Origin of the sequence: Mycobacterium sp. pR1184 (assembly GCF_041287235.1) — a bacterium.
In the GTDB taxonomy this organism is placed as follows: domain Bacteria; phylum Actinomycetota; class Actinomycetes; order Mycobacteriales; family Mycobacteriaceae; genus Mycobacterium.
Map to the genome: position 1 here is coordinate 88,253 of NZ_JBGGKR010000014.1, position 19,335 is coordinate 107,587.

Here is a 19,335-nt window from a genome sequence, read left to right on the forward strand (position 1 = left end):
GCATCGCGGGCCGGGGCCTAAGACTAGAGCGCGCGACCTGCAAACGGCGCGCCGGAGGGGAGTCGTGTCGATGCAGCCGGTCAGCGCCGCCGACGCGAGCGTTGGAATCGACACGCGACCGCTGCGAGGCTGGCAGCGGCGCGCGCTGGTGAAGTACGTGGCCGACTCGCCGCGCGACTTCCTGGCCGTGGCCACCCCCGGATCCGGGAAGACGACGTTCGCACTGCGGGTAATCGCCGAACTGCTGGGCAGTCGTGTCGTCGAGCAGATCACCGTCGTGGTGCCCACCGAGCACCTCAAGGTGCAGTGGGCGCAGGCCGCGCTGCGCTACGGCATATTCCTGGACCCGCGATTCTCCAACACCAGCGCGACGACCTCGCCGGAGTATCACGGCGTGATGGTCACCTACGCCCAGGTCGCCTCGCATCCGACGCTGCACCGGGTCCGCACCGAGCAGCGCAAGACGCTGGTCGTGTTCGACGAGATCCACCACGGTGGTGACGCCAAGACCTGGGGCGACGCGATCCGCGAGGCCTTCAGCGACGCGACACGCCGACTTGGGTTGACGGGCACGCCGTTTCGCAGCGACGACAGCCCCATCCCGTTCGTCACTTACGAGTCGGGACCCGACGGGATCCGGCGTTCGCAGGCCGACCACACCTACGGCTATGCCGAGGCGCTGGCCGACGGGGTGGTGCGCCCGGTGGTGTTCCTCGCCTACTCCGGGCAAGCACGCTGGCGCGACAGCGCCGGCGAGGAGCACGAAGCGCGCCTCGGCGAGCCGCTGTCGGCCGAGCAGACCGCACGGGCGTGGCGTACCGCGCTTGACCCCGCCGGCGAGTGGATGCCCGCGGTGATCACCGCCGCGGATCAGCGGCTGCGTCTGCTGCGCAGCCATGTGCCCGACGCCGGCGGCATGATCATCGCGTCGGATCAGACCGCGGCCCGCGCGTATGCGACGCTGCTGACCAGGCTGACCGGCGAGGCGCCGACGCTGGTGCTCTCCGACGATCCCGGATCGTCGCAGCGGATCTCCGAATTCTCCGAGGGCACCTCGCGCTGGCTGGTCGCGGTGCGGATGGTCTCCGAAGGTGTCGACGTACCGCGGCTGTCGGTCGGGATCTACGCCACCAGCGCCTCGACGCCGCTGTTCTTCGCCCAGGCCATCGGGCGCTTCGTGCGGTCGCGGCGCCCGGGCGAGACCGCGAGCATCTTCTTGCCGTCGGTGCCCAACTTGCTGATGCTGGCCAGCGAGTTGGAAGCCGAGCGCAATCACGTGCTGGGCGAACCGCACCGCGAGTCGCTCGACGATCCCCTACTCGCCGATCCCGCCGTGCAGGAGCAGAACGAAAAGACGGACCTGGAAAAGGGTTTCACGTCGCTGGGCGCCGACGCCGAATTGGATCAGGTCATCTTCGACGGGTCCTCGTTCGGCACCGCCGCCGCGGCGGGAAGCGACGAGGAGGCCGACTACCTCGGCATCCCGGGTTTGCTGGACGCCACCCAGATGCGCGCGTTGCTGCATCGCCGCCAGGACGAGCAACTGCAGAAGCGGGCCGCCTCCGGCCAATCCGCACCGGCACCCTCGGGGCCGGGGGGCATGCACGGCCAGCTGCGCGAGCTGCGCCGCGAACTCAACAGTCTGGTGTCGGTCGCTCATCACCGCACCGGCAAGCCGCACGGCTGGATCCACAACGAGCTGCGCCGTCGCTGCGGCGGGCCGCCGATCGCCGCGGCGACCCGCGATCAGCTCAAGGACCGCATTGTGGCGCTGCGCCAACTGAATTCGGAGCTGGCGTAGTTCACTCGGTGACGGGCTGGTCGACCACCGCGTCCGCGGAGGCGCCCAGCACCGCCAGCAATTGCTTCTCCACGTCGGCGCGGGCAGCCGTGCGCTGGTCGCCGTCTACCGCGTCGCCCGGCATGGTCACACAGAACACGTCGGCGGCCGTCGATCCGAACGTATTGACCTTCGCCCAGGCGATATCTGCTCCCGCCCGTTCGAGCGCCTGGGACAGCAGCGCGAGCAGCCCGAGCCGGTCCATGGCGCGCACCTCGACGACGAGGTGCGCGGGCGCGGCGGCGTCGAGCCACAGGATGCGCGGCGGGGCGGTGGACCGGGTCAGCGGCGCCCCCAGCTGAATCTCGCCCGCCCGGGCCATCGCCGAGTTGGCGGCATCGGTGTCGCGCTTTTCCAGCGCGCCAAGGACATCGACGTCGCCGGCCAGGGCGCCGACGAACTGCTGGCGCAGCAGGCCCGCTTCGGGCGGCGAGCCGAACAGCGGTGACACCACGAACTCGGCGATCGCGACGCCCTCGTGAATGTTGACCGTCGCGGAATGGATCCGCAGCGAATTCAGTGCCAGCACCGCGGCGGCCTTGGACACCAGTCCCCGCTTGTCCGGCGCGACCATCACCGTGTGCAGCCGCTCGGACTCCCCACCGTTGATCTCCACGTGTACGCCGTGGCTGGCTGCCAGCGAAAGATAACGGGGCGCGGTCGGTTCGGCTTCCGGAAGCGGCTCACCCACCATCACCAACCGACAGCGGCGCACCAGGTCTTGCATCAGCGAGGCTTTCCAGTCACTCCACACCCCCGGCCCGGTGGCCTTCGAGTCGGCCTCGGCCAGCGCGTGCAGCAGCTCCAGCAGTTGCAGATCCCCGCCTAACGCCTCCGCAACGGAGGCAATGGTTTTCGGATCGTTGAGGTCGCTTCGGGTGGCCGTGATGGGCAGCAGCAGATGGTGGCGGACCATGCCCGCCAATGTCTCGATGTCCCGGGGTTCCAGCCCCAGCCGGTCGCCGATCGGCGGCACCAAATCCGCCCCGACCACACAGTGGTCGACGCCGCGGCCCTTACCGATGTCGTGCAGCAGCGCGCCGAGCGCGAGCAGGTCCGATCGCGCGACGCGCGTGGTCAGCGGTGCCGCGTTGACGGCGGTCTCGACGATATGACGGTCCACCGTCCACACATGGGACACATCGCGCGGCGGAAGGTCGCGCACCGCGTCCCATTCGGGAAAGAGCCTGCTCCACAAGCCGGTACGGTCCAGTGCCTCGATCGTGTTGACCATCGTGGGGCCGGCCAACAGCACCACCAGCAGGTCGTCGAGCGCCTCCCGCGGCCAGGGTGTCGGCAAGTCGGGAACGCTGGCGGCCAGCCGGCTCAGCGTCGCGGCACCGATCGGCAGGCCCGTGTCGGCCGATGCGGCCGCCACCCGCAGCACCAGTCCGGCATCGGTCTGGGGTTGCGCCTCGCGGGCCAGCACTATTTCGCCGTCGTACTCCACCACGCCCTCGTCCAGCGGTCGCCGCTTGGGGCGTCGGACCAACGCGGTGATGCCGCGGCGCGGCAGCGCGTTTTGCGCCGTCCGCAGTCCGGTTTCGGCGTGGTACGCGATCGTACGGCCGGCGTCGGAAAGCATGCGCGCCAAGCTGAATCGATCACCCATGTACAGCGCGGCGCTGATCTCATCGGCGAACTGAGCCAGCAGCTGGTCGCGTCCGCGGCCCGACACCCGATGCAGTTCGGTGCGCACGTCGAGCAGCGTCAGATACGCGTCGTCGAGCGAACCGCCCGGGATCTCCGGGCGACTCATGCCGTGGCGGTCGATCAGTTGGGCGACGCCCAGCGCGTCGAGCAATTGGACGTCGCGCAGGCCGCCGCGGCCCGATTTCAGATCAGGCTCGGCACGTTGCGCGATCCGGCCACAGCGCAGCCAGCGAGCGTTGGTCATCTCGACCAGCTCGTCCATTCGAGAGCGAATTGCGGTGCGCCACTGCTTCCTTGCACCGGCGATCAACTCGTCGGACAACGCGGGATCACCGGCGATGTGGCGAGCGTCCAGCAGGCCCAGGGCGGCGATCATGTCGCCGTTGGCGACACCGAGTGTTCCGGATACCGTGCGCACGCTGTGGTCGAGCCGAACGTTGGCGTCCCACAACGGGTACCACAGCCCGTCGGCGACCCGCTGCAGCACGTCGTCAGACACGTTGTCGTGCAACAACATCAAGTCGAGATCGGAATAAGGGAGCAGCTCGCGCCGGCCCAGGCCGCCGACCCCGACGAGCGCAAAGCCACTGGTATCGGTGATCCCGAGTTCGGCAGACTTGGCCGCCAACCACGACTCGTGCAGTTCCAGCCAGGCGTGCCGCAGTTCGGCCGCGTGCAAGGCGCTGCCCTCAGACAGCAGCGTACGCCGCGCAGTGGCTAAATCGCTTGCACCAGAGGCGATTTCAGTCTGCGCGGCGTCCGCTCCAGATTCCCGGTCGGGCTCGGTCGGTTTCATAACCTCCCGGCCCGCCCGGGGTGGAACCTCAACTTGCGGCTAGCGTCATATCGCATCGGTCCCGCGTTCACCGGTGCGCACTCGCACAATGGTTTCCACGGGACTGACCCAGACCTTGCCATCACCGATCTTGCCAGTGCGGGCCGCCCGGACGATGCTGTCCACGACCTTGTCGACGACGGAATCGTCGACAACAACCTCGATCCGGACCTTCGGCACGAAATCGACCGAGTATTCAGCACCGCGGTATACCTCGGTGTGCCCCTTCTGGCGGCCGTAACCCTGGACTTCGCTGACGGTCAGCCCCAGGACGCCCGCGTCTTCGAGGCTGGTCTTCACGTCATCGAGGGTGAACGGCTTCACGATCGCGGTGATCAGCTTCATGATTATTCCGCCTCCACTTTCTCGGCCACTGCGACGTCCAGTCCGTTAGAGCTGTCCGGCAGGGTGGCACGGGGAAGGACTGACGACGTGGCCACGGCGAAATCGTATCCGCTCTCCGCATGCTCGGCCTCATCGATGCCGGAAGCTTCCGCTTCAGGATTCAGCCGCAGCCCGATGGTGTACTTCAGGATCAACGCCAGGATAATCGTCACGGTGAACGAGTAGAACAGCACGCTGAACGCGCCGACCGCCTGCCGTTCCAGCTGATCCCAGCCGCCACCGTAGAACAATCCCTTGGATACGCCGGTGACGCCGTTGATCGCCACACTCTCCGGTGCGGCCAGCAGGCCCACCAGCAGCGTGCCGGCCAATCCGCCGACCAGGTGCACACCGACCACGTCGAGCGAGTCGTCGAAGCCCAACTTGAACTTCAGCCCGACCGCCAGGGCACACAGCACGCCGGCCACCAGACCGATGATCAGCGCTCCCAGGGCGTTCACCGACGAACAGGACGGCGTGATCGCGACCAGCCCGGCCACGATGCCCGATGCCGCTCCCAGCGTCGTGGCGTGTCCGTCACGAATGCGCTCGGTGAGCAACCAGGCCAGCATCGCGGCAGCCGTCGCGATCGTGGTCGTCATGAAGGTCGACCCGGCGGCGCCGTTGGAGCTGGTCGCCGACCCCGCGTTGAAGCCGTACCAGCCGAACCACAGCAGGCCCGCGCCGAGCATCACGAACGGCAGGTTGTGCGGGCGGAACAGCGTGGTGGGCCAGCCCTTGCGCTTGCCCAGAATCAGGGCCAGCGCCAGACCCGCGGCACCGGAGTTGATATGGACCGCGGTCCCACCGGCGAAGTCGATCGCGTGCAGCTTGTTGGCGATCCAGCCACCCTTCTCGGCGGCGAAGCCGTCGAACGCGAAGACCCAGTGCGCGACCGGGAAGTAGACCAGCGTCGCCCACAGGCCGGAGAAGACCAGCCAGGCGCTGAACTTCAGCCGGTCGGACACCGCGCCCGAGATCAGGGCGACGGTGATGATCGCGAACATCAGCTGGAACGCCACGAACACGGTCGCCGGCAGCGTGCCGGCCAGCGGAATGTCGGTTGCCGCAACGCCCTTGGTGGGGTCAGCGGCCACGGCGTTACCGCCGATCAGTCCCTTCAGACCGAAGTATTCCGTCGGGTTTCCCATGACGTTGCCAACGTCAGTGCCGAACGAAACTGAATAGCCATATAACACCCACAGCACCGTCACCACGCCCATGGCGCTGATGCTCATCATCAGCATGTTGAGCACACTTCTGGCGCGCACCATGCCGCCATAGAAGAATGCCAAACCTGGCGTCATCAACAGCACCAGCGCTGAACTCGCCAGCATCCATGCGGTATCGCCGGTATTGGGCTGGCCCATTACTGGGAAACTCACTCGCTATCACCTCCGGTCGGCCCTGAACGGGTCATCAGACATGTGCCTGATGACCTGATCCAGAACCTTGCGCAATGGTTGTTTCCGAGTTGGGGCCACCATGTTTCGGCGTCATTAACGAAACGGCCCCCGTGTAAGGGGTTTCAGCCGAGCAGGGCGTCCACGAACGCGGCCGGCTCGAACGGCGCTAAATCGTCGGGGCCTTCGCCGAGGCCGACCAGTTTCACGGGCACGCCGAGTTCTTGCTGCACCCGGAAAACGATGCCGCCCTTGGCCGTTCCGTCCAGCTTGGTCAGCACCGCACCGGTGATGTCGACGACCTCGGCGAAAACCTTCGCCTGGGCCAGCCCGTTCTGCCCGATCGTGGCGTCGAGAACCAGCAACACCTCGTCCACGGCGGCGCGCCGGGTTACCACGCGTTTGACCTTGTCGAGCTCGTCCATCAGGCCCACTTTGGTGTGCAGCCGGCCCGCGGTGTCGATCAGCACGACGTCGGCGCCCGTCTTGATGCCCTTGTCGACGGCATCGAAGGCCACCGCCGCCGGGTCGGAGCCCTCGGCGCCGCGCACCACTTCGGCACCCACCCGAGAGGCCCAGGTCTGCAGTTGATCAGCGGCGGCGGCCCGGAAGGTGTCGGCGGCGCCCAGCACGACACGCCGGCCGTCGGCCACCAGCACCCGCGCCAGTTTGCCGACCGTGGTGGTTTTACCGGTGCCGTTGACGCCGACGACCAGCAGCACCGACGGGTGGTCGTCGTGCGGCAGTGCCCGGATCGAACGATCCATCTCGGGTTTCAGCTCTTTGATCAGCACGTCGCGCAGCACCGCCCGGGCGTCGGCCTCGGTGCGGACGTTGCTGCTGGCCAGCCGGCTGCGCAGCTGCGCGACCACCGATTCGGTGACGACCGGGCCCAGGTCGGCGACCAGAAGCGTGTCCTCGACGTCCTGCCACGAGTCCTCGTCCAGGTCACCGCCGCCGATCAGGCCCAGCATGCTGCGTCCGAGTGCGTTCTGGGACCGCGCCAGCCGGCCACGCAGGCGTTCCAGCCGGCCCTCGGTCGGCGCGATCTCCTCGATCTCGGCCGTCGCGGGGGCCTGCGGTTCAGGCGGCGGGGGCGCCTCGGGTGCGGCGGGCGCCTCGGGAACCGGCGGGGCTGGCGGTGGGGCGGGCGGCTCCGGAACCGGCGCCGGCGTGACGGTCTCGGGTTCGGCCTCCGGCGCCGGCAGCTGGACGTCGGAAATCGTGCGCCGCGGCGCATCGCGCGGGACGGTCGCGTCGTCGCCCACCGCGGGCAGGCCGGTGGTGTCGACCGTCGGCGCGCCCTGACTGAAGGTGATGCCCGACGATGCGACGTAGCCGCCGGATCGGTCCAGTGCGCTCGGCTCGGGCCGGTTCAGGCTGATCCGCCGGCGGCGGTACCGGGTCAGCCCCAGGACCAGCGCAGCGATGACAACCAGGGCGGCTAGAACGCTTAGGACGGCGATGGCGATCCAAAGACCTTGCGACACGCTGACATTGTTTCAGGGCCGCACGGCGCAGCCGACAGCGGCAGCCGCCGCCTGGCGCTCAAGAAGACGTGGTGGCGAGCTGCTGGACCTCTTGCCCACGCATGCGCTGCGAGATCACCGCGGTGATGCCGTCGCCCTGCATGGTGACGCCGTAGAGCGCGTCGGCGACCTCCATGGTCGGCTTCTGGTGGGTGATGATCAGCAGCTGCGAGCGCGCCCGCAGCAGCTCGAACAGCGAGATCAGGCGGCGCAGGTTGGTGTCGTCGAGCGCGGCCTCGACCTCGTCCATGATGTAGAACGGCGACGGGCGGGCGCGGAAGATCGCGACCAGCATCGCGACGGCGGTCAGCGCCTTCTCACCGCCGGACAGCAAAGACAACCGGGTGATCTTCTTGCCGGGCGGACGCGCCTCGACCTCGATGCCGGTGGTGAGCATGTCGTCCGGGTTGGTCAGCCGCAGCCGGCCCTCGCCGCCGGGGAACAGCACGGTGAAGACTTCCTGGAATTCCCGCTCTACGTCGACGAACGCCTCGCTGAACACCTGCAGGATGCGCGCGTCGACGTCGGCGACGACGTCGAGCAGATCCTTGCGGGCCGCCTTGACATCCTCGAGTTGGGTGGACAGGAAGTTGTAGCGCTCCTCGAGCGCGGCAAACTCTTCGAGCGCCAGCGGGTTGACCCGGCCCAGCTCGGCCAGTTCCCGCTCGGCGCGCTTGGCCCGCCGCTCCTGGGTGGGCCGGTCGTACGGGATCGGCGCGGGCGCGGTGACCTGCTCGCCGCGCTCGCGGGCCAGCTCGAACTCGGCCATCTCCAGCTCCGACGGCGGCAGCGCGATCGCCGGCCCGTACTCGGCGATCAGATCCGCCGGGCTCATGCCGAACTGCTCGAGCACCATTTGTTCGAGCTGCTCGATGCGCAGTGCCGCCTGGGCGTTGGCCACCTCGTCGCGGTGCAGCGAGTCGGTCAGCGTGGCCACCCGGGTGCCCAGCGTGTGCACCTCGTTGCGCACGGCCGCCATCGCCGTCGACCGCGCCTCGCGTTCGGCGACCATTGCGTCGCGGATCTGCGATGCGGCGGCCACCACCCGGTTCAGCCGCTCCGCCAGCAGCCGGCCGGCGTCGGCCACCGCCGCGGCCACCGCGGCCGCCCGCAATCGCGCGGCGTGCGCCTGCTGGGCGCGCACCCGCGCCTCACGTTCCGCGGCGGCCGCGCGGCGCAACGAATCGGCCCGGCCGCGCACGGCGTTGGCGCGTTCCTCGGCGGTGCGCACGGCGAGCCGGGCCTCCACCTCGACGGCGCGGGCGGTGTCGGCCGCGGCGGCGATCCGCTGACGATCGACGGGGTCTTCGGCGGGGGTGAGCTGGCTGGCCTGGGCGTTGCGCAGCCGGGTTTCGAGTTCGGTGACCTCTTCGACGGTCTGGGCGCGCCCGGCCTCCAGCTCCTCGCGCTGGCGCAGCAGCCGGTTCCACTCCTCCTCGGCGGTGCGGGCCTCCTGCCCGAGCCGGCCCAGCTGCTCGTACATCGCCGAGATCTCGGTGTCGGACTCGTTGAGCGCGGCCAGCGCCTGCTCGGCGGAGTCCTGGCGACCGCGCTGCTCGGTCAAGGCGCCGGACAGGGCGGCGGAGAGCTGCGCCACCTGCGACTCCGCGGCGGCCAGCTCGCTGCCGGCCTTGTCGATCTCCGAGGTGAGCTCCAGGGTCGACGGCTTGCGGTCCGAGCCGCCGCTCACCCAGCCGCGGCCGACCAGGTCGCCGTCGAGGGTGACCGCGCGCAGCTGCGGCCGGCCCGCAACCAGATCCAGCGCCGCGCCCAGGTCGCTGACCACCGCGACGCCGGACAGCATGGCGATCATCGCGCCCTGTAGCCGCTGCGGCGCCTCGACCAGGTCGAGCGCCCACAGCGCGCCGTCGGGTAGCGGCGCGGCGGGCGGGGCCTGCTCGTCCGGCCAGTCGCCCAGGACCAGGGCGGCACGGCCTCCGTCGGCCTGCTTGAGCGCGGCCACCGCGGACCGGGCGGCGCCGAAGTTTTCGACGGCCAGCGCGTCCGCCGCGGAGCCCAACACCGCGGCCAGTGCCGTTTCATACCCGGAACGGACCTTGACCAGCTTTGCGACGGGCCCGAAAAGGCCTGTGCCACTGTGGTTTTGGGTGAGCCACGCGGCGCCGTCCTTACGCTCGAGCCCAACCGAGAGCGCATCGATGCGGGCCCGCAGCGAGGCCACCCGGCGCTCGGCCTCGCGCTCGCTGGCTTGCAGCTCGGCGACGCGCTCGTCGGCCAGCCGCAGCGCGGCGACCGTCCGCTCGTGGTGTTCGTCCAGGCCGACCTCGCCCTGATCGAGTTCGCCGACGCGGCCCTGCACGGTCTCGAACTCCGCGCGGGCCTGTTGCGCGCGGGCGGCGCCGTGTTCGATGCGCTCGGACAGCCGCGCGACGCTGTCGTCGATCGATTCGACCCGGGCCCGCATGGTCTCGACCTGACCGGCCAGCCGGGCCAGGCCCTCGCGGCGGTCGGCCTCGGCCCGCACAGCGGCCAAATGCGCCCGGTCGGCCTCGGTGGCCTCACGTTCCCGCTCGGACAACTCGGCGCGCGCGGTCTCCAGCCGGGTCCGGGCGGCCTCCAGCTCAGCCAGCAGCTCGCGCTCGGCGGCCGCGACCTGCTCGGCCTCGGCGTCCAGTGCGTCCGGGTCGGTGTCGCTGGTCGCCACCGGCTCGAGATCCAGGTGCTGGGCGCGCTCGCTGGCGATGCGCACCGTGGCGCCCACCCGTTCGGCCAGCGCCGACAGCCCGAACCAGGTGTGCTGGACCGACTCGGCGCGCACCGACAGCTCGGCCAGCGCGGTCTCGTGCGCGGTCAGCTCCTCGGAAGCTACGGCCAGCCGGCCGGCGGCCTCGTCGTGCTCGCGGCGCATGGTGGCCTCGGCCTCCAGGATCGCGTCGCGCTGCACCTGCCGGTTGACCAGGTCGTCGGCGGCCAGCCGCAGCCGCGCGTCGCGCAGGTCGGCCTGGATGGTCTGCGCGCGACGGGCCACCTCGGCCTGGCGGCCCAGCGGTTTGAGCTGGCGCCGCAGCTCGGTGGTCAGGTCGGTGAGCCGAGCCAGGTTGGCCTGCATCGCGTCGAGCTTGCGCAGGGCCTTTTCCTTGCGCTTGCGGTGCTTGAGCACACCGGCGGCTTCTTCGATGAACGCGCGGCGGTCCTCGGGCCGCGACTGCAGGATCTCGTCGAGCTTGCCCTGTCCGACGATCACGTGCATCTCGCGGCCGATGCCGGAGTCGCTCAGCAGCTCCTGGACATCCATCAAACGGCAACTGGTGCCGTTGATTTCGTACTCACTGGCGCCGTCGCGGAACATCCGCCGGGTGATCGACACCTCGGAATACTCGATCGGCAGCGCGTTGTCGGCGTTGTCGATCGTGACGGTGACTTCGGCGCGGCCCAGCGGGGCGCGCGACGAGGTGCCGGCGAAGATGACGTCTTCCATCTTTCCGCCGCGCAGCGTCTTGGCGCCCTGCTCCCCCATCACCCACGCCAGTGCGTCCACCACGTTGGATTTGCCGGACCCGTTGGGTCCGACGACGGCGGTGATGCCCGGCTCGAAGCGCAGAGTCGTCGGCGAAGCGAAGGACTTGAAGCCCTTCAGCGTCAGACTCTTGAGGTACACGGCGAGCCAGACTACCGCTCAAATCGCCGGACTCCCCGTCACCGCGGGGTGTCGGCTCGCTTGAAATACACCCGTTGTTCACCCACTGACGCACTGGCCACTGTGGCCACTTCAGTCACTGAAAACGCCGTTCCCACGAGCGTCACGCCAGCGTGACCGTCGCCCTCTGGTGCCCACGCCAGTGTGACGCTCGCGATGTGGTCGCCCTTACCGTTCGACGAATCCCTCGAAGTGCTCCCGCGGCTGCGACCACTCGGCGACGATCTTGTCGACGCGCCCGGGCCGCGGCGGCCAGCAATGATCGCCTTCGAGCAGCCCCAGCAATTTCTCGCCGGCCTCCCGCGGCCCGTGGGCGACGACCAGGACACGGCCGTCGGCCTGGTTGGCGGCATAGCCGGTCAGCCCCAGCTCCAGCGCGCGGCAGCGAGTCCACCAGCGAAAACCCACACCCTGGACCATGCCGTGCACCCAGGCGGTGAGCCGGACGTCAGGACCCGACATTTTTGGTTTCGGAGGCGATCTCGAACTTGACCGTGGTGCCTGCCTTCAGGGTGCGCCCGACGGTGCAGACCAGGTCGATCGCCCGGTTCACAACCACCAGCAGCCGCTCCCTGTCGTCGGTGGACAGTCCCGACAGGTCCAGCTCGAGAGTTTCGGAAAGCAGCGGATAGACCTCTTCGTCACGGTCAGCCTCGCCGGACACCCGGACCACCGCGTGGTAGTCGTCGCCGAGTCGGCGGGCCAGCGGCTGGTCGCTGGACATTCCGCTGCATGCGGCGAGCGCGATCTTGAGCAGCTCGCCGGGGGTGAACACACCCTCGACATCCTCGGAGCCGACCAGAACCTGCGCGCCCCGCGAGCTATGGCCGGTGTAGCGGCGTGTCCCGGTGCGTTCGACCCACAGTTCCGTCATGGCTCATTTCTACCGGGAACGGGCGAATACGGAATCAGCGGACTATCAACGACAGCAGCTTCTTACCGAAAGACAGTGAGGGCGAATCGTTTTCGGACGAGACGACCACCTGATCGTCGATGCGCCGGCGCAGTTCGCGCTCCAGCGCGTCGCGCAGCGTGGCCGACGCGCCCGGGCATCCGTCGCAGGCGCCGGCCATCCGCACCGTCACCTGGTGGCCGACCACCGAGACCAGCTCGATCGATCCGCCGTGCGAGGCGGCCAGTGCACCCACCGGGCCGGCCAGCAACTCCTGGACAGCGGCCACCAAAGTGCCTGCGGCAAAAGAGGTTTCGTCGACCGTCCAGCCCGCCGGGTCCAGCAGCGCCTCGCCGAGGGCCTGGCGAACCTCGTCGCCCACCGCACGCCAGCCGGTTGCCGCATCGACCGTGATCAGGATGCCGCCGGCCCCCACCACGATCTCCTCGATCACGCGGGTCCGCAGCAGTGCGCCCAGCCGGCCCGGGGCGGCGCGGACCGTGCCCCGCGGCGGGAGTCGATCGGCCGCGACCACCCAGCGCAGCCGGCGCGGATCCTCGGTGGCAGTGGCGTGCAGCGGAATCATGCGCCCAGCGCTATCGCGACCCATCGGGCGGCAAAGGCCATCAGCCAGGCCAGAACAAACATGTAGGACCACGCGACGGCGGGCCACTTCCACGAGTTCGTCTCGCGGCGCATCACCGCAACGGTCGACATGCATTGCAGCGCATAGATGAAGTACGCCATCAGCGCGATGACCGTCGGCGCGGTGAACACCTTGTGGCCTTCGTCGTCGGTCAACGAGACCAGCGCTTCGTGCGGATCGTCGGGACTCTCGGCCGCCGCGACCTGACCCAGGGTGGACACGAACACTTCGCGCGCCGACATCGAACCGAGCAGGGCGATGTTGACGTGCCAATCGAATCCGAGCGGTGCGAACACCGGGCCGACGGCCTTGCCGAGGTCGGCGGCCAGGCTGTGGTCCATCACGTAGGCGGTCGCGTCGGTCGGCGACATCTTCGCGGTCTCGGCCTCGCGCGCCGGCAGGTTGAGCAGCCCCCACAGCACGACCGACGTGCCCAGGATGATGGTTCCGGCCTTGCGTAAGAACATCCTCGCCGAATCCCACATCGTGATCAGCACGTTCTTGGGCGACGGGAAGCGGTACGGCGGAAGCTCCATCGTGAACGGCAGCAGATCGCTGCGCAGAATCGTCGATTTGAACACCGCGGCGGCGATCAGCGCGGAGGTGCCGCCGCACACATAGAGCGCGAACATCGCGACGCCCTGGGCGCTCAACCCGCCCCAGTGCGTCTTCGGGGACACGAGTATGCCGACCAGCAAGGTGAACACCGGAAGCCGGGCCGAGCAGGTCATCAACGGCGCCGTGATGATAGTGGCGATCCGGTCCCGCGACGACGGCAGCGTCCGGGTGGCCATGATCCCCGGGATGGCGCAGGCGAACGACGAGAGCATCGCGACGAAGGCGCGGCCTTCCAACCCCGTCGAGGCCATCACCCGGTCCATCAAAAATGCGGCGCGCGCCATGTAGCCGACGTTCTCCAGCAGCGCGATCAGCAGGAACAACAACACGATCTGCGGGATGAACTGCAGCACCGTACCGACGCCGCCGATCAGTCCCTGACCCAGCAGCCCACGCACGACGTAGTTGCCGACGTGGTTGCTGACCAGAGTGCCCAGCGAGTTGAGCCACTCGCCCACTTGATCCTGCAGGGGCGCGGCGACGGTGAAGACGACCTGGAAGAAGCAGAACATCACCGCGAAGAAGATCACGGTCCCCCACAGCGGGTGCAGCACCACGGCGTCGATTCGTCGCGTCCGCCGATCCGGTTGCGGCGCATGGTAATAGGCCGCATCCAGCACCGACTTGCCCCAGCCGTCGATGGCGTCGTCATCACCCGGCGGCAGAATCGGGGGCCGAAGCCAGCGGTCGAAGGACACCAGTTGGGCGCGCAGGGTGTCGATGCCCACCCCGCGGTTGGCCACCACCGCGACCACCGGGACACCCAGCGCCGTCGCCAGCGCGTCAACGGAGATGCCACCACCGCGCGCGGTCAGCTCGTCGGTCATGGTCAGCACCACCAGGCACGGCAGGTCGAGTCGCAGCACCTGAGCCAGCAGGATCACCGAGCGGTGCAGCGTGGTGGCGTCGGCGACGATGACGATCGCGTCGGGTGGGCCGTCGCCGTACACCTGGCCGCCCAACAGGTCGGATACCACCTGCTCGTCCGGGCTGATCGGGTCGAGGCTGTAGGTACCCGGCAGGTCCTCGATGGCGACCTCGATGCCGTCGACCTTGGTGATGCCGACGCTGCGCCCGACGGTGACGCCGGGGTAGTTGCCGGTCTTGGCACGCAATCCGGTCAGGTGATTGAACACCGAGGTCTTGCCCGCATTGGGACTTCCCACCAGGGCGATCCGCGCCTTGCCCGCAACGGCGACCCCGGAGCCGCCTTCTTCGTGGCACGATGTCATGCGCCGGTCCCGGGGGTGACCTCGATCAGCCGCGCCTCGCGCCGGCGCAGGCACAGTTCGGTGTCCTGAACCCGGTAAATCGTCGGGTCACCCAGCGGGGCACGGCGGATCACCTGGACGGCGGAGGCCGGCCGAAACCCCAGCTGCCGCAGCCGGCCCGCCACCACGTCGGAGGCCGCAGCCGTCACACCCAGGATCGTCGCCCGCTCGCCCGGCGACAGCTGCGCCAGCACGGTGGGCGAACCCGCAATACGGTCTGCATCCCGCACCGAATCGCGCATTACCCGCCCCAACGCCGGAGGTTCATCATTCCGGTAAGGATAACCTCACGATGCTGAGGATAGCCTCAGCTTTCCGAGAGAAAGTCCTAACGGCGCGGGCGCGGTTGACACGTCGGGCAGTAGAACGACGAGCGGTTCATGAACTTCTCGCGGCGCATCACCGCGCCGCAGCGCCGGCAGCTTTCGCCTTCGCGCCCATAGGCATCCAGCGATCGGTCGAAGTAGCCCGATTCGCCGTTGACGTTGACGTACAACGAATCGAACGAGGTCCCGCCCTTGGCGAGGGCCTCGCCCATCACGGCCGCGGCGGCATCCAGCACGGCGGTCAGCTGGCGGCGGGTGAGCGTGTCGGCCACCCGGGCACCATGAACTTTGGCCCGCCACAACGCTTCGTCGGCGTAGATATTGCCGATGCCCGACACCACCTGTTGATCCAGCAACTGGCGTTTGATTTCGGAATGCTTGCCCCGCAACACGTCTACGACGGCGTCGATGTCGAATCGGGGGTCCAGCGGGTCGCGCGCCAGGTGCGCGACGGGCTGCGGCACCACGCTGCCGTCGATTTCTACGAGTTCGGCCAGCATCCAGCCGCCGAAGGTCCGCTGGTCGGCGAAGCTCAGCACGGTGCCGTCGTCGAGCAGCGCCGAGATCCGGACGTGATCGGCCCGCGGCACCGTGCCGAGCAGCATCTGCCCGCTCATTCCGAGGTGGACGACCAGCGCGACATCACCGTCGAGCAGCAGCCACAGGTATTTGCCGCGCCGGTCGGTTCCCTCGATCCGCGCGTCGAGCAGGCGGGCGGTGAGGTCGGCGGGACCGGCCTCGTGGCGGCGCACCGCGCGGGGGTGGTGCACCCGAACGGCGGTGATCGTCTTGCCCACGACGTGGGCCTGCAAGCCGCGGCGCACCACCTCGACTTCGGGCAGCTCGGGCATCTAGACGGGCACCATCTAGATGGATGTCGTCCCCGCGGTGTCCAACGCTTCCAGCGTTTTCCAGGTCGCGGCGGCCGCCTTCTGCTCGGCTTCCTTCTTCGAGCGGCCGACACCCGACCCGTACTCGGTCTCCATCACGACGACCACGGCGGTGAATTCCTTGTCGTGGTCCGGGCCGGTGGAGGTGACCACGTAGGACGGCGCGCCCATCCCGCGCGCCGCGGTGAGCTCTTGCAGGCTGGTCTTCCAGTCCAGCCCGGCGCCCAGCGTCGGCGCGGCGTCGAGCAGCGCACCGAACAACCGCAGGATCACCTCGCGCGCGGTTTCGATGCCGTGCGCCAGGTAGATCGCGCCGAGCAGCGACTCCATGCCGTCGGCCAGGATGCTCGACTTGTCCGCCCCGCCGGTGTTCGCTTCGCCGCGCCCCAGCAGCAGGTGCACGCCCAGCCCGCCTTCACACAGGTGCCGGCCGACGTCGGCCAGCGCCTGGGTGTTGACGACACTGGCGCGCAGTTTGGCCAGGTCACCTTCGGAACGATCGGGATGACGGTGGTAGAGCTCATCGGTGACCGTCAGGCCCAGCACGGCGTCGCCGAGAAATTCCAGCCGCTCGTTCGTCGGCAGTCCGCCGTGCTCGTAGGCATAGCTGCGGTGGGTCAGCGCCAACGAGAGCAGTTCCTCGGGCAGGTCGACCCCGAGCGCGTCGAGCAGAGTTTGCCGCGAGGTCACCGGTCACCCCGTGAGGAGTCCGAGTCCGCGGCATCGTCGGAGAGCATGTCCACCAGCTTGGCCCATCGCGGATCGATGGTGTCGTGGTGGTGGCCGGGATCATTGGCCAGCAGCACGCCGCACTCCGGGCACAACCCCGGGCAATCCGGTCGGCATACCGGTGCAAACGGAAGTTCGAGTCCGACGGCATCGATGATCGACTGCTCGAGATCGATGCGGTCGTCGACGACTCGGCCGACCTCGTCTTCCTCGGTGGTCGCCTCGGTGGTGCTGTCCGGGTAGGCGAACAGTTCGGTCAGGCCGACCTGCACGCTGCCCTGCACCTCGGTCAGGCACCTCGAGCACTCGCCGACCGTCGGCCCCGACACGGTCCCGGTGACAAGCACGCCTTCCGACACCGATTCGACCCGTAGCTCCATGTCCAGCGGAGCGCCCTGCGGGATCGCGATCATGTCCAATCCGATGCGCAACGGGCTGGGCACGGTGTGACGTAACGTCACCATCGATCCCGGTCGTCGCCCGAGCCGGGCGACGTCCACCGTCATCGGCGAAGCCGGATGCTGCTGCGCAGTAGTGCTGTGTTCGCGCGCCATGGAAAAAATCTTACGGCGCCGTCCAGCGGCTCCGGGCGGCACTTCGACCATTCGCCCAGGTGGCCGCGCTCAACCAGCGGTGAGGGTGTTGCCGTCCCTAGCGGGTGGCGTAGTCGTGGGTGCCGGCGGCGGTACGGAGTTGGTGGCGACCACGCCCCACCGAACGAAGCGTGCCGTTGAGGAACTCCTCGAACTCGGCCAATTTGTTGTCGACGTAGATGTCGCACTCACCGCGCAGCCGGTCGGCCTCGGCATGTGCGGTGTCGATCAGGCGGGTCGACTCCGCGTTGGCCGCCTGCACGACCTCGTTCTGCGAGACCAGGCGCTGCTGCTCCTTGATGCCCTCTTGCACGGCCTTCTCGTAGGAGATGTTGCCGTTCTCGATCAGCCGGTCGGCTTCGGCCTGGGCGCGGCTGACGCTGGCCTCGTACTCCCGCTTGGCCGCCGTGGCGATGCGCATCGCTTCCTCGCGGGCTTCGCCGACCATCCGCTCGCTGTGCTGGCGCGCCTCGTTGACCATCCGGTCGGCCTGCGCCTTGGCGTCGGAGAGTAGCCGGTCGGCCTCCGCACGGGAGTGGTTCAGCATCGACTCCGACTCGGTGGTTGCCGAGGAGACCATCGATTCGGCGTGCGCCTTGGCGTCGGACAGCATCGAATCGCGGGCATCCAGCACGTCCTGGGCGTCGTCCAGCTCGCCGGGGATCGCGTCTTTGATGTCGTCGATCAGCTCCAGCACATCGCCGCGAGGCACCACGCAGCCCGCCGTCATCGGCACGCCGCGGGCTTCTTCGACAATGGCGCCCAATTCATCAAGCGCTTCAAAGACTCGGTACACGGCCATACCCTCCTGGCATCCGGAAAACCATCGTTGTTACCAGTGTGCCTGGTGTTACCTCTGTGACGGCGGTGGCGACACCGGTGTGTCGGGCATTGGCCACCCGGCTTCGAAAATGGATTCTTCCAGGAATTCCGCGGCCCCGCCCGCGCAGGTCGGCATCGTTGCGCTACCCGCCCAAGCCGATCGCACGGCAGCGGCCGGGCAATCAACCGCACCGCGATACGCTGAGCCGGTGAACGCGCCGCCGACGTTATTCATATTTCCGCACGCCGGCGGATCCGCGACCTATTACGTGCCCTTTGCCAAGGCGTTCTCGGCGGATATCAAACGGGTCGCCGTGCAATACCCGAGCCGGCGCGACCGCGGGCTGACAGAACTCGCCAGCATTCCGGAATTTGCCGACGAAATCTTCAACATGATGGCGCCGGCCGCCAAAGCCGGAGGTCAGATCGCGTTTTTCGGACACAGCATGGGCGGGCTGGCCGCGTTCGAGGTGGCCCTGAGATTCCAATCGGCCGGACACCCGATCAGTGCGTTGTTCATATCGTCCTGCGCGGCGCCGGGGCACATCCGCTACAAGGAATTGCAGGGATCCGACCACGAGATATTGAGCCTGGTCGCCCAGGTCACCGAGACGAATCCCGAGCATCTGGCAAATGACGAATTCGCCTCGAGCATCCTGCCCACTTTACAAAGCGTCCGGACCATTGCGGCCTATACCCGGCCCCCGGAAATAAAGCTGTCATGCCCGATCCATGCCTTCGTCGCTGACGACGATCTGATCGTGGCCGAGGAGAACATGACGGCCTGGGCCGATCGCACCACCGCGGAGTTCTCCATCCGGGTGTTCCCCGGGGACCACTTCTACCTCAACGCCCACTTGCCGGAGCTGGTGAAAGACATCGAGGCAGTCGTCCTCAACTCCCCGGGCGAAAGTTAGCTGGGCGCGCAGTCACCGGGCGGTCCCCGCGACCCCACACGGATCGCCGTCGCGCGCTCGCTGCGGCAGCCGGTGAAATGGTGCGCAGGTCCCAGAACACGACGCTGCGGCGATCCCGGTGACCAGGTGAGATTCATCTCACCCTGACCTCAACCACAACGCCTGCCCCACCAGCACCGCCCGTCACTGCGGTGGATACCCATGCTGAGCTGCAGTAACGTGGGGGCCTGGCACTATAGTAGACGCGCGCTAAATAGGGCGAGACGGCGCCGCGACAAAATCTGCAAATTTCTCCATTCCCCACACTTCCCCATGAAAGATTGCTTACC

Annotated in this window: 16 protein-coding genes; 2 read left to right on the plus strand and 14 right to left on the minus strand. The window is 68.4% G+C overall.

The genetic code is table 11. The features are described 5' to 3' along the window. Positions 1-70: 70 nt before the first annotated feature. The gene (locus ACAG21_RS22530) at positions 71-1,801 is read left to right on the plus strand and encodes a DEAD/DEAH box helicase (protein WP_370498489.1); all 1,731 of its coding nucleotides are present in this window, start codon (positions 71-73) and stop codon (positions 1,799-1,801) included. Between the two features lies 1 nt (position 1,802). Here the strand turns inward: ACAG21_RS22530 and ACAG21_RS22535 are convergent, their stop codons facing one another. From ACAG21_RS22535 to sepIVA, 14 genes are all read right to left on the minus strand, one after another. Next, positions 1,803-4,289: a [protein-PII] uridylyltransferase gene (locus ACAG21_RS22535; protein WP_370498490.1), complete on the minus strand. Its 2,487-nt coding sequence runs from the start codon at positions 4,287-4,289 to the stop codon at positions 1,803-1,805. A 45-nt stretch (positions 4,290-4,334) separates the two neighbouring features. After that, positions 4,335-4,673: a nitrogen regulatory protein P-II gene (glnB, locus tag ACAG21_RS22540; RefSeq protein ID WP_096286058.1), complete on the minus strand. Its 339-nt coding sequence runs from the start codon at positions 4,671-4,673 to the stop codon at positions 4,335-4,337. 2 nt (positions 4,674-4,675) lie between these two features. Further along, the gene (locus ACAG21_RS22545; protein ID WP_096286056.1) at positions 4,676-6,082 is read right to left on the minus strand and encodes an ammonium transporter; all 1,407 of its coding nucleotides are present in this window, start codon (positions 6,080-6,082) and stop codon (positions 4,676-4,678) included. A gap of 158 nt (positions 6,083-6,240) precedes the next feature. Beyond that, on the minus strand, positions 6,241-7,605 hold the full coding sequence (ftsY, locus tag ACAG21_RS22550; RefSeq protein ID WP_370498491.1) for a signal recognition particle-docking protein FtsY: 1,365 nt from the start codon (positions 7,603-7,605) through the stop codon (positions 6,241-6,243). A gap of 58 nt (positions 7,606-7,663) precedes the next feature. Beyond that, positions 7,664-11,263, minus strand: a complete 3,600-nt coding sequence (gene smc, locus ACAG21_RS22555) for a chromosome segregation protein SMC (protein WP_370498492.1) — start codon at positions 11,261-11,263, stop codon at positions 7,664-7,666. Between the two features lie 207 nt (positions 11,264-11,470). Continuing rightward, positions 11,471-11,764: an acylphosphatase gene (locus ACAG21_RS22560; protein ID WP_370498493.1), complete on the minus strand. Its 294-nt coding sequence runs from the start codon at positions 11,762-11,764 to the stop codon at positions 11,471-11,473. Further along, positions 11,751-12,176, minus strand: a complete 426-nt coding sequence (locus tag ACAG21_RS22565) for an OsmC family protein (RefSeq protein WP_370498494.1) — start codon at positions 12,174-12,176, stop codon at positions 11,751-11,753. Before ACAG21_RS22565 ends, ACAG21_RS22560 begins: the two co-directional genes overlap by 14 nt. A 34-nt stretch (positions 12,177-12,210) precedes the next feature. Then, on the minus strand, positions 12,211-12,780 hold the full coding sequence (locus ACAG21_RS22570) for a NifU family protein (RefSeq protein ID WP_370498495.1): 570 nt from the start codon (positions 12,778-12,780) through the stop codon (positions 12,211-12,213). Continuing rightward, on the minus strand, positions 12,777-14,690 hold the full coding sequence (locus ACAG21_RS22575; RefSeq protein WP_370498496.1) for a ferrous iron transporter B: 1,914 nt from the start codon (positions 14,688-14,690) through the stop codon (positions 12,777-12,779). The genes ACAG21_RS22570 and ACAG21_RS22575 overlap by 4 nt, the downstream gene beginning before the upstream one ends. Beyond that, positions 14,687-14,959: a ferrous iron transport protein A gene (locus ACAG21_RS22580; protein ID WP_370498497.1), complete on the minus strand. Its 273-nt coding sequence runs from the start codon at positions 14,957-14,959 to the stop codon at positions 14,687-14,689. The genes ACAG21_RS22575 and ACAG21_RS22580 overlap by 4 nt, the downstream gene beginning before the upstream one ends. 98 nt (positions 14,960-15,057) lie before the next feature. Then, positions 15,058-15,906: a DNA-formamidopyrimidine glycosylase gene (mutM, locus tag ACAG21_RS22585; protein WP_370498498.1), complete on the minus strand. Its 849-nt coding sequence runs from the start codon at positions 15,904-15,906 to the stop codon at positions 15,058-15,060. A gap of 15 nt (positions 15,907-15,921) precedes the next feature. Continuing rightward, positions 15,922-16,635, minus strand: coding sequence for a ribonuclease III (gene rnc / locus ACAG21_RS22590; protein WP_370498499.1), 714 nt, complete (start codon positions 16,633-16,635; stop codon positions 15,922-15,924). Further along, the gene (locus tag ACAG21_RS22595; protein WP_370498500.1) at positions 16,632-17,228 is read right to left on the minus strand and encodes a DUF177 domain-containing protein; all 597 of its coding nucleotides are present in this window, start codon (positions 17,226-17,228) and stop codon (positions 16,632-16,634) included. Before ACAG21_RS22595 ends, rnc begins: the two co-directional genes overlap by 4 nt. 97 nt (positions 17,229-17,325) lie before the next feature. After that, on the minus strand, positions 17,326-18,063 hold the full coding sequence (gene sepIVA / locus ACAG21_RS22600) for a cell division protein SepIVA (RefSeq protein WP_090608671.1): 738 nt from the start codon (positions 18,061-18,063) through the stop codon (positions 17,326-17,328). A gap of 235 nt (positions 18,064-18,298) precedes the next feature. Between sepIVA and ACAG21_RS22605 the strand changes: the two genes are divergently transcribed. After that, a complete protein-coding gene (locus tag ACAG21_RS22605; RefSeq protein ID WP_370498501.1) occupies positions 18,299-19,006 on the plus strand; it encodes a thioesterase II family protein in 708 nt (235 codons plus the stop codon). Positions 19,007-19,335 lie beyond the last annotated feature (329 nt).

Bases quoted from the DNA above. Each gene is read 5' to 3' on its own strand.
- ACAG21_RS22530 (WP_370498489.1), top strand. From the start codon at position 71: ATGCAGCCGGTCAGCGCCGCCGACGCGAGCGTTGGAATCGACACGCGA.
- ACAG21_RS22535 (WP_370498490.1), bottom strand. From the start codon at position 4,289: ATGAAACCGACCGAGCCCGACCGGGAATCTGGAGCGGACGCCGCGCAG.
- glnB (WP_096286058.1), bottom strand. From the start codon at position 4,673: ATGAAGCTGATCACCGCGATCGTGAAGCCGTTCACCCTCGATGACGTG.
- ACAG21_RS22545 (WP_096286056.1), bottom strand. From the start codon at position 6,082: ATGGGCCAGCCCAATACCGGCGATACCGCATGGATGCTGGCGAGTTCA.
- ACAG21_RS22560 (WP_370498493.1), bottom strand. From the start codon at position 11,764: ATGTCGGGTCCTGACGTCCGGCTCACCGCCTGGGTGCACGGCATGGTC.
- ACAG21_RS22565 (WP_370498494.1), bottom strand. From the start codon at position 12,176: ATGACGGAACTGTGGGTCGAACGCACCGGGACACGCCGCTACACCGGC.
- ACAG21_RS22570 (WP_370498495.1), bottom strand. From the start codon at position 12,780: ATGATTCCGCTGCACGCCACTGCCACCGAGGATCCGCGCCGGCTGCGC.
- ACAG21_RS22575 (WP_370498496.1), bottom strand. From the start codon at position 14,690: ATGACATCGTGCCACGAAGAAGGCGGCTCCGGGGTCGCCGTTGCGGGC.
- mutM (WP_370498498.1), bottom strand. From the start codon at position 15,906: ATGCCCGAGCTGCCCGAAGTCGAGGTGGTGCGCCGCGGCTTGCAGGCC.
- ACAG21_RS22595 (WP_370498500.1), bottom strand. From the start codon at position 17,228: ATGGCGCGCGAACACAGCACTACTGCGCAGCAGCATCCGGCTTCGCCG.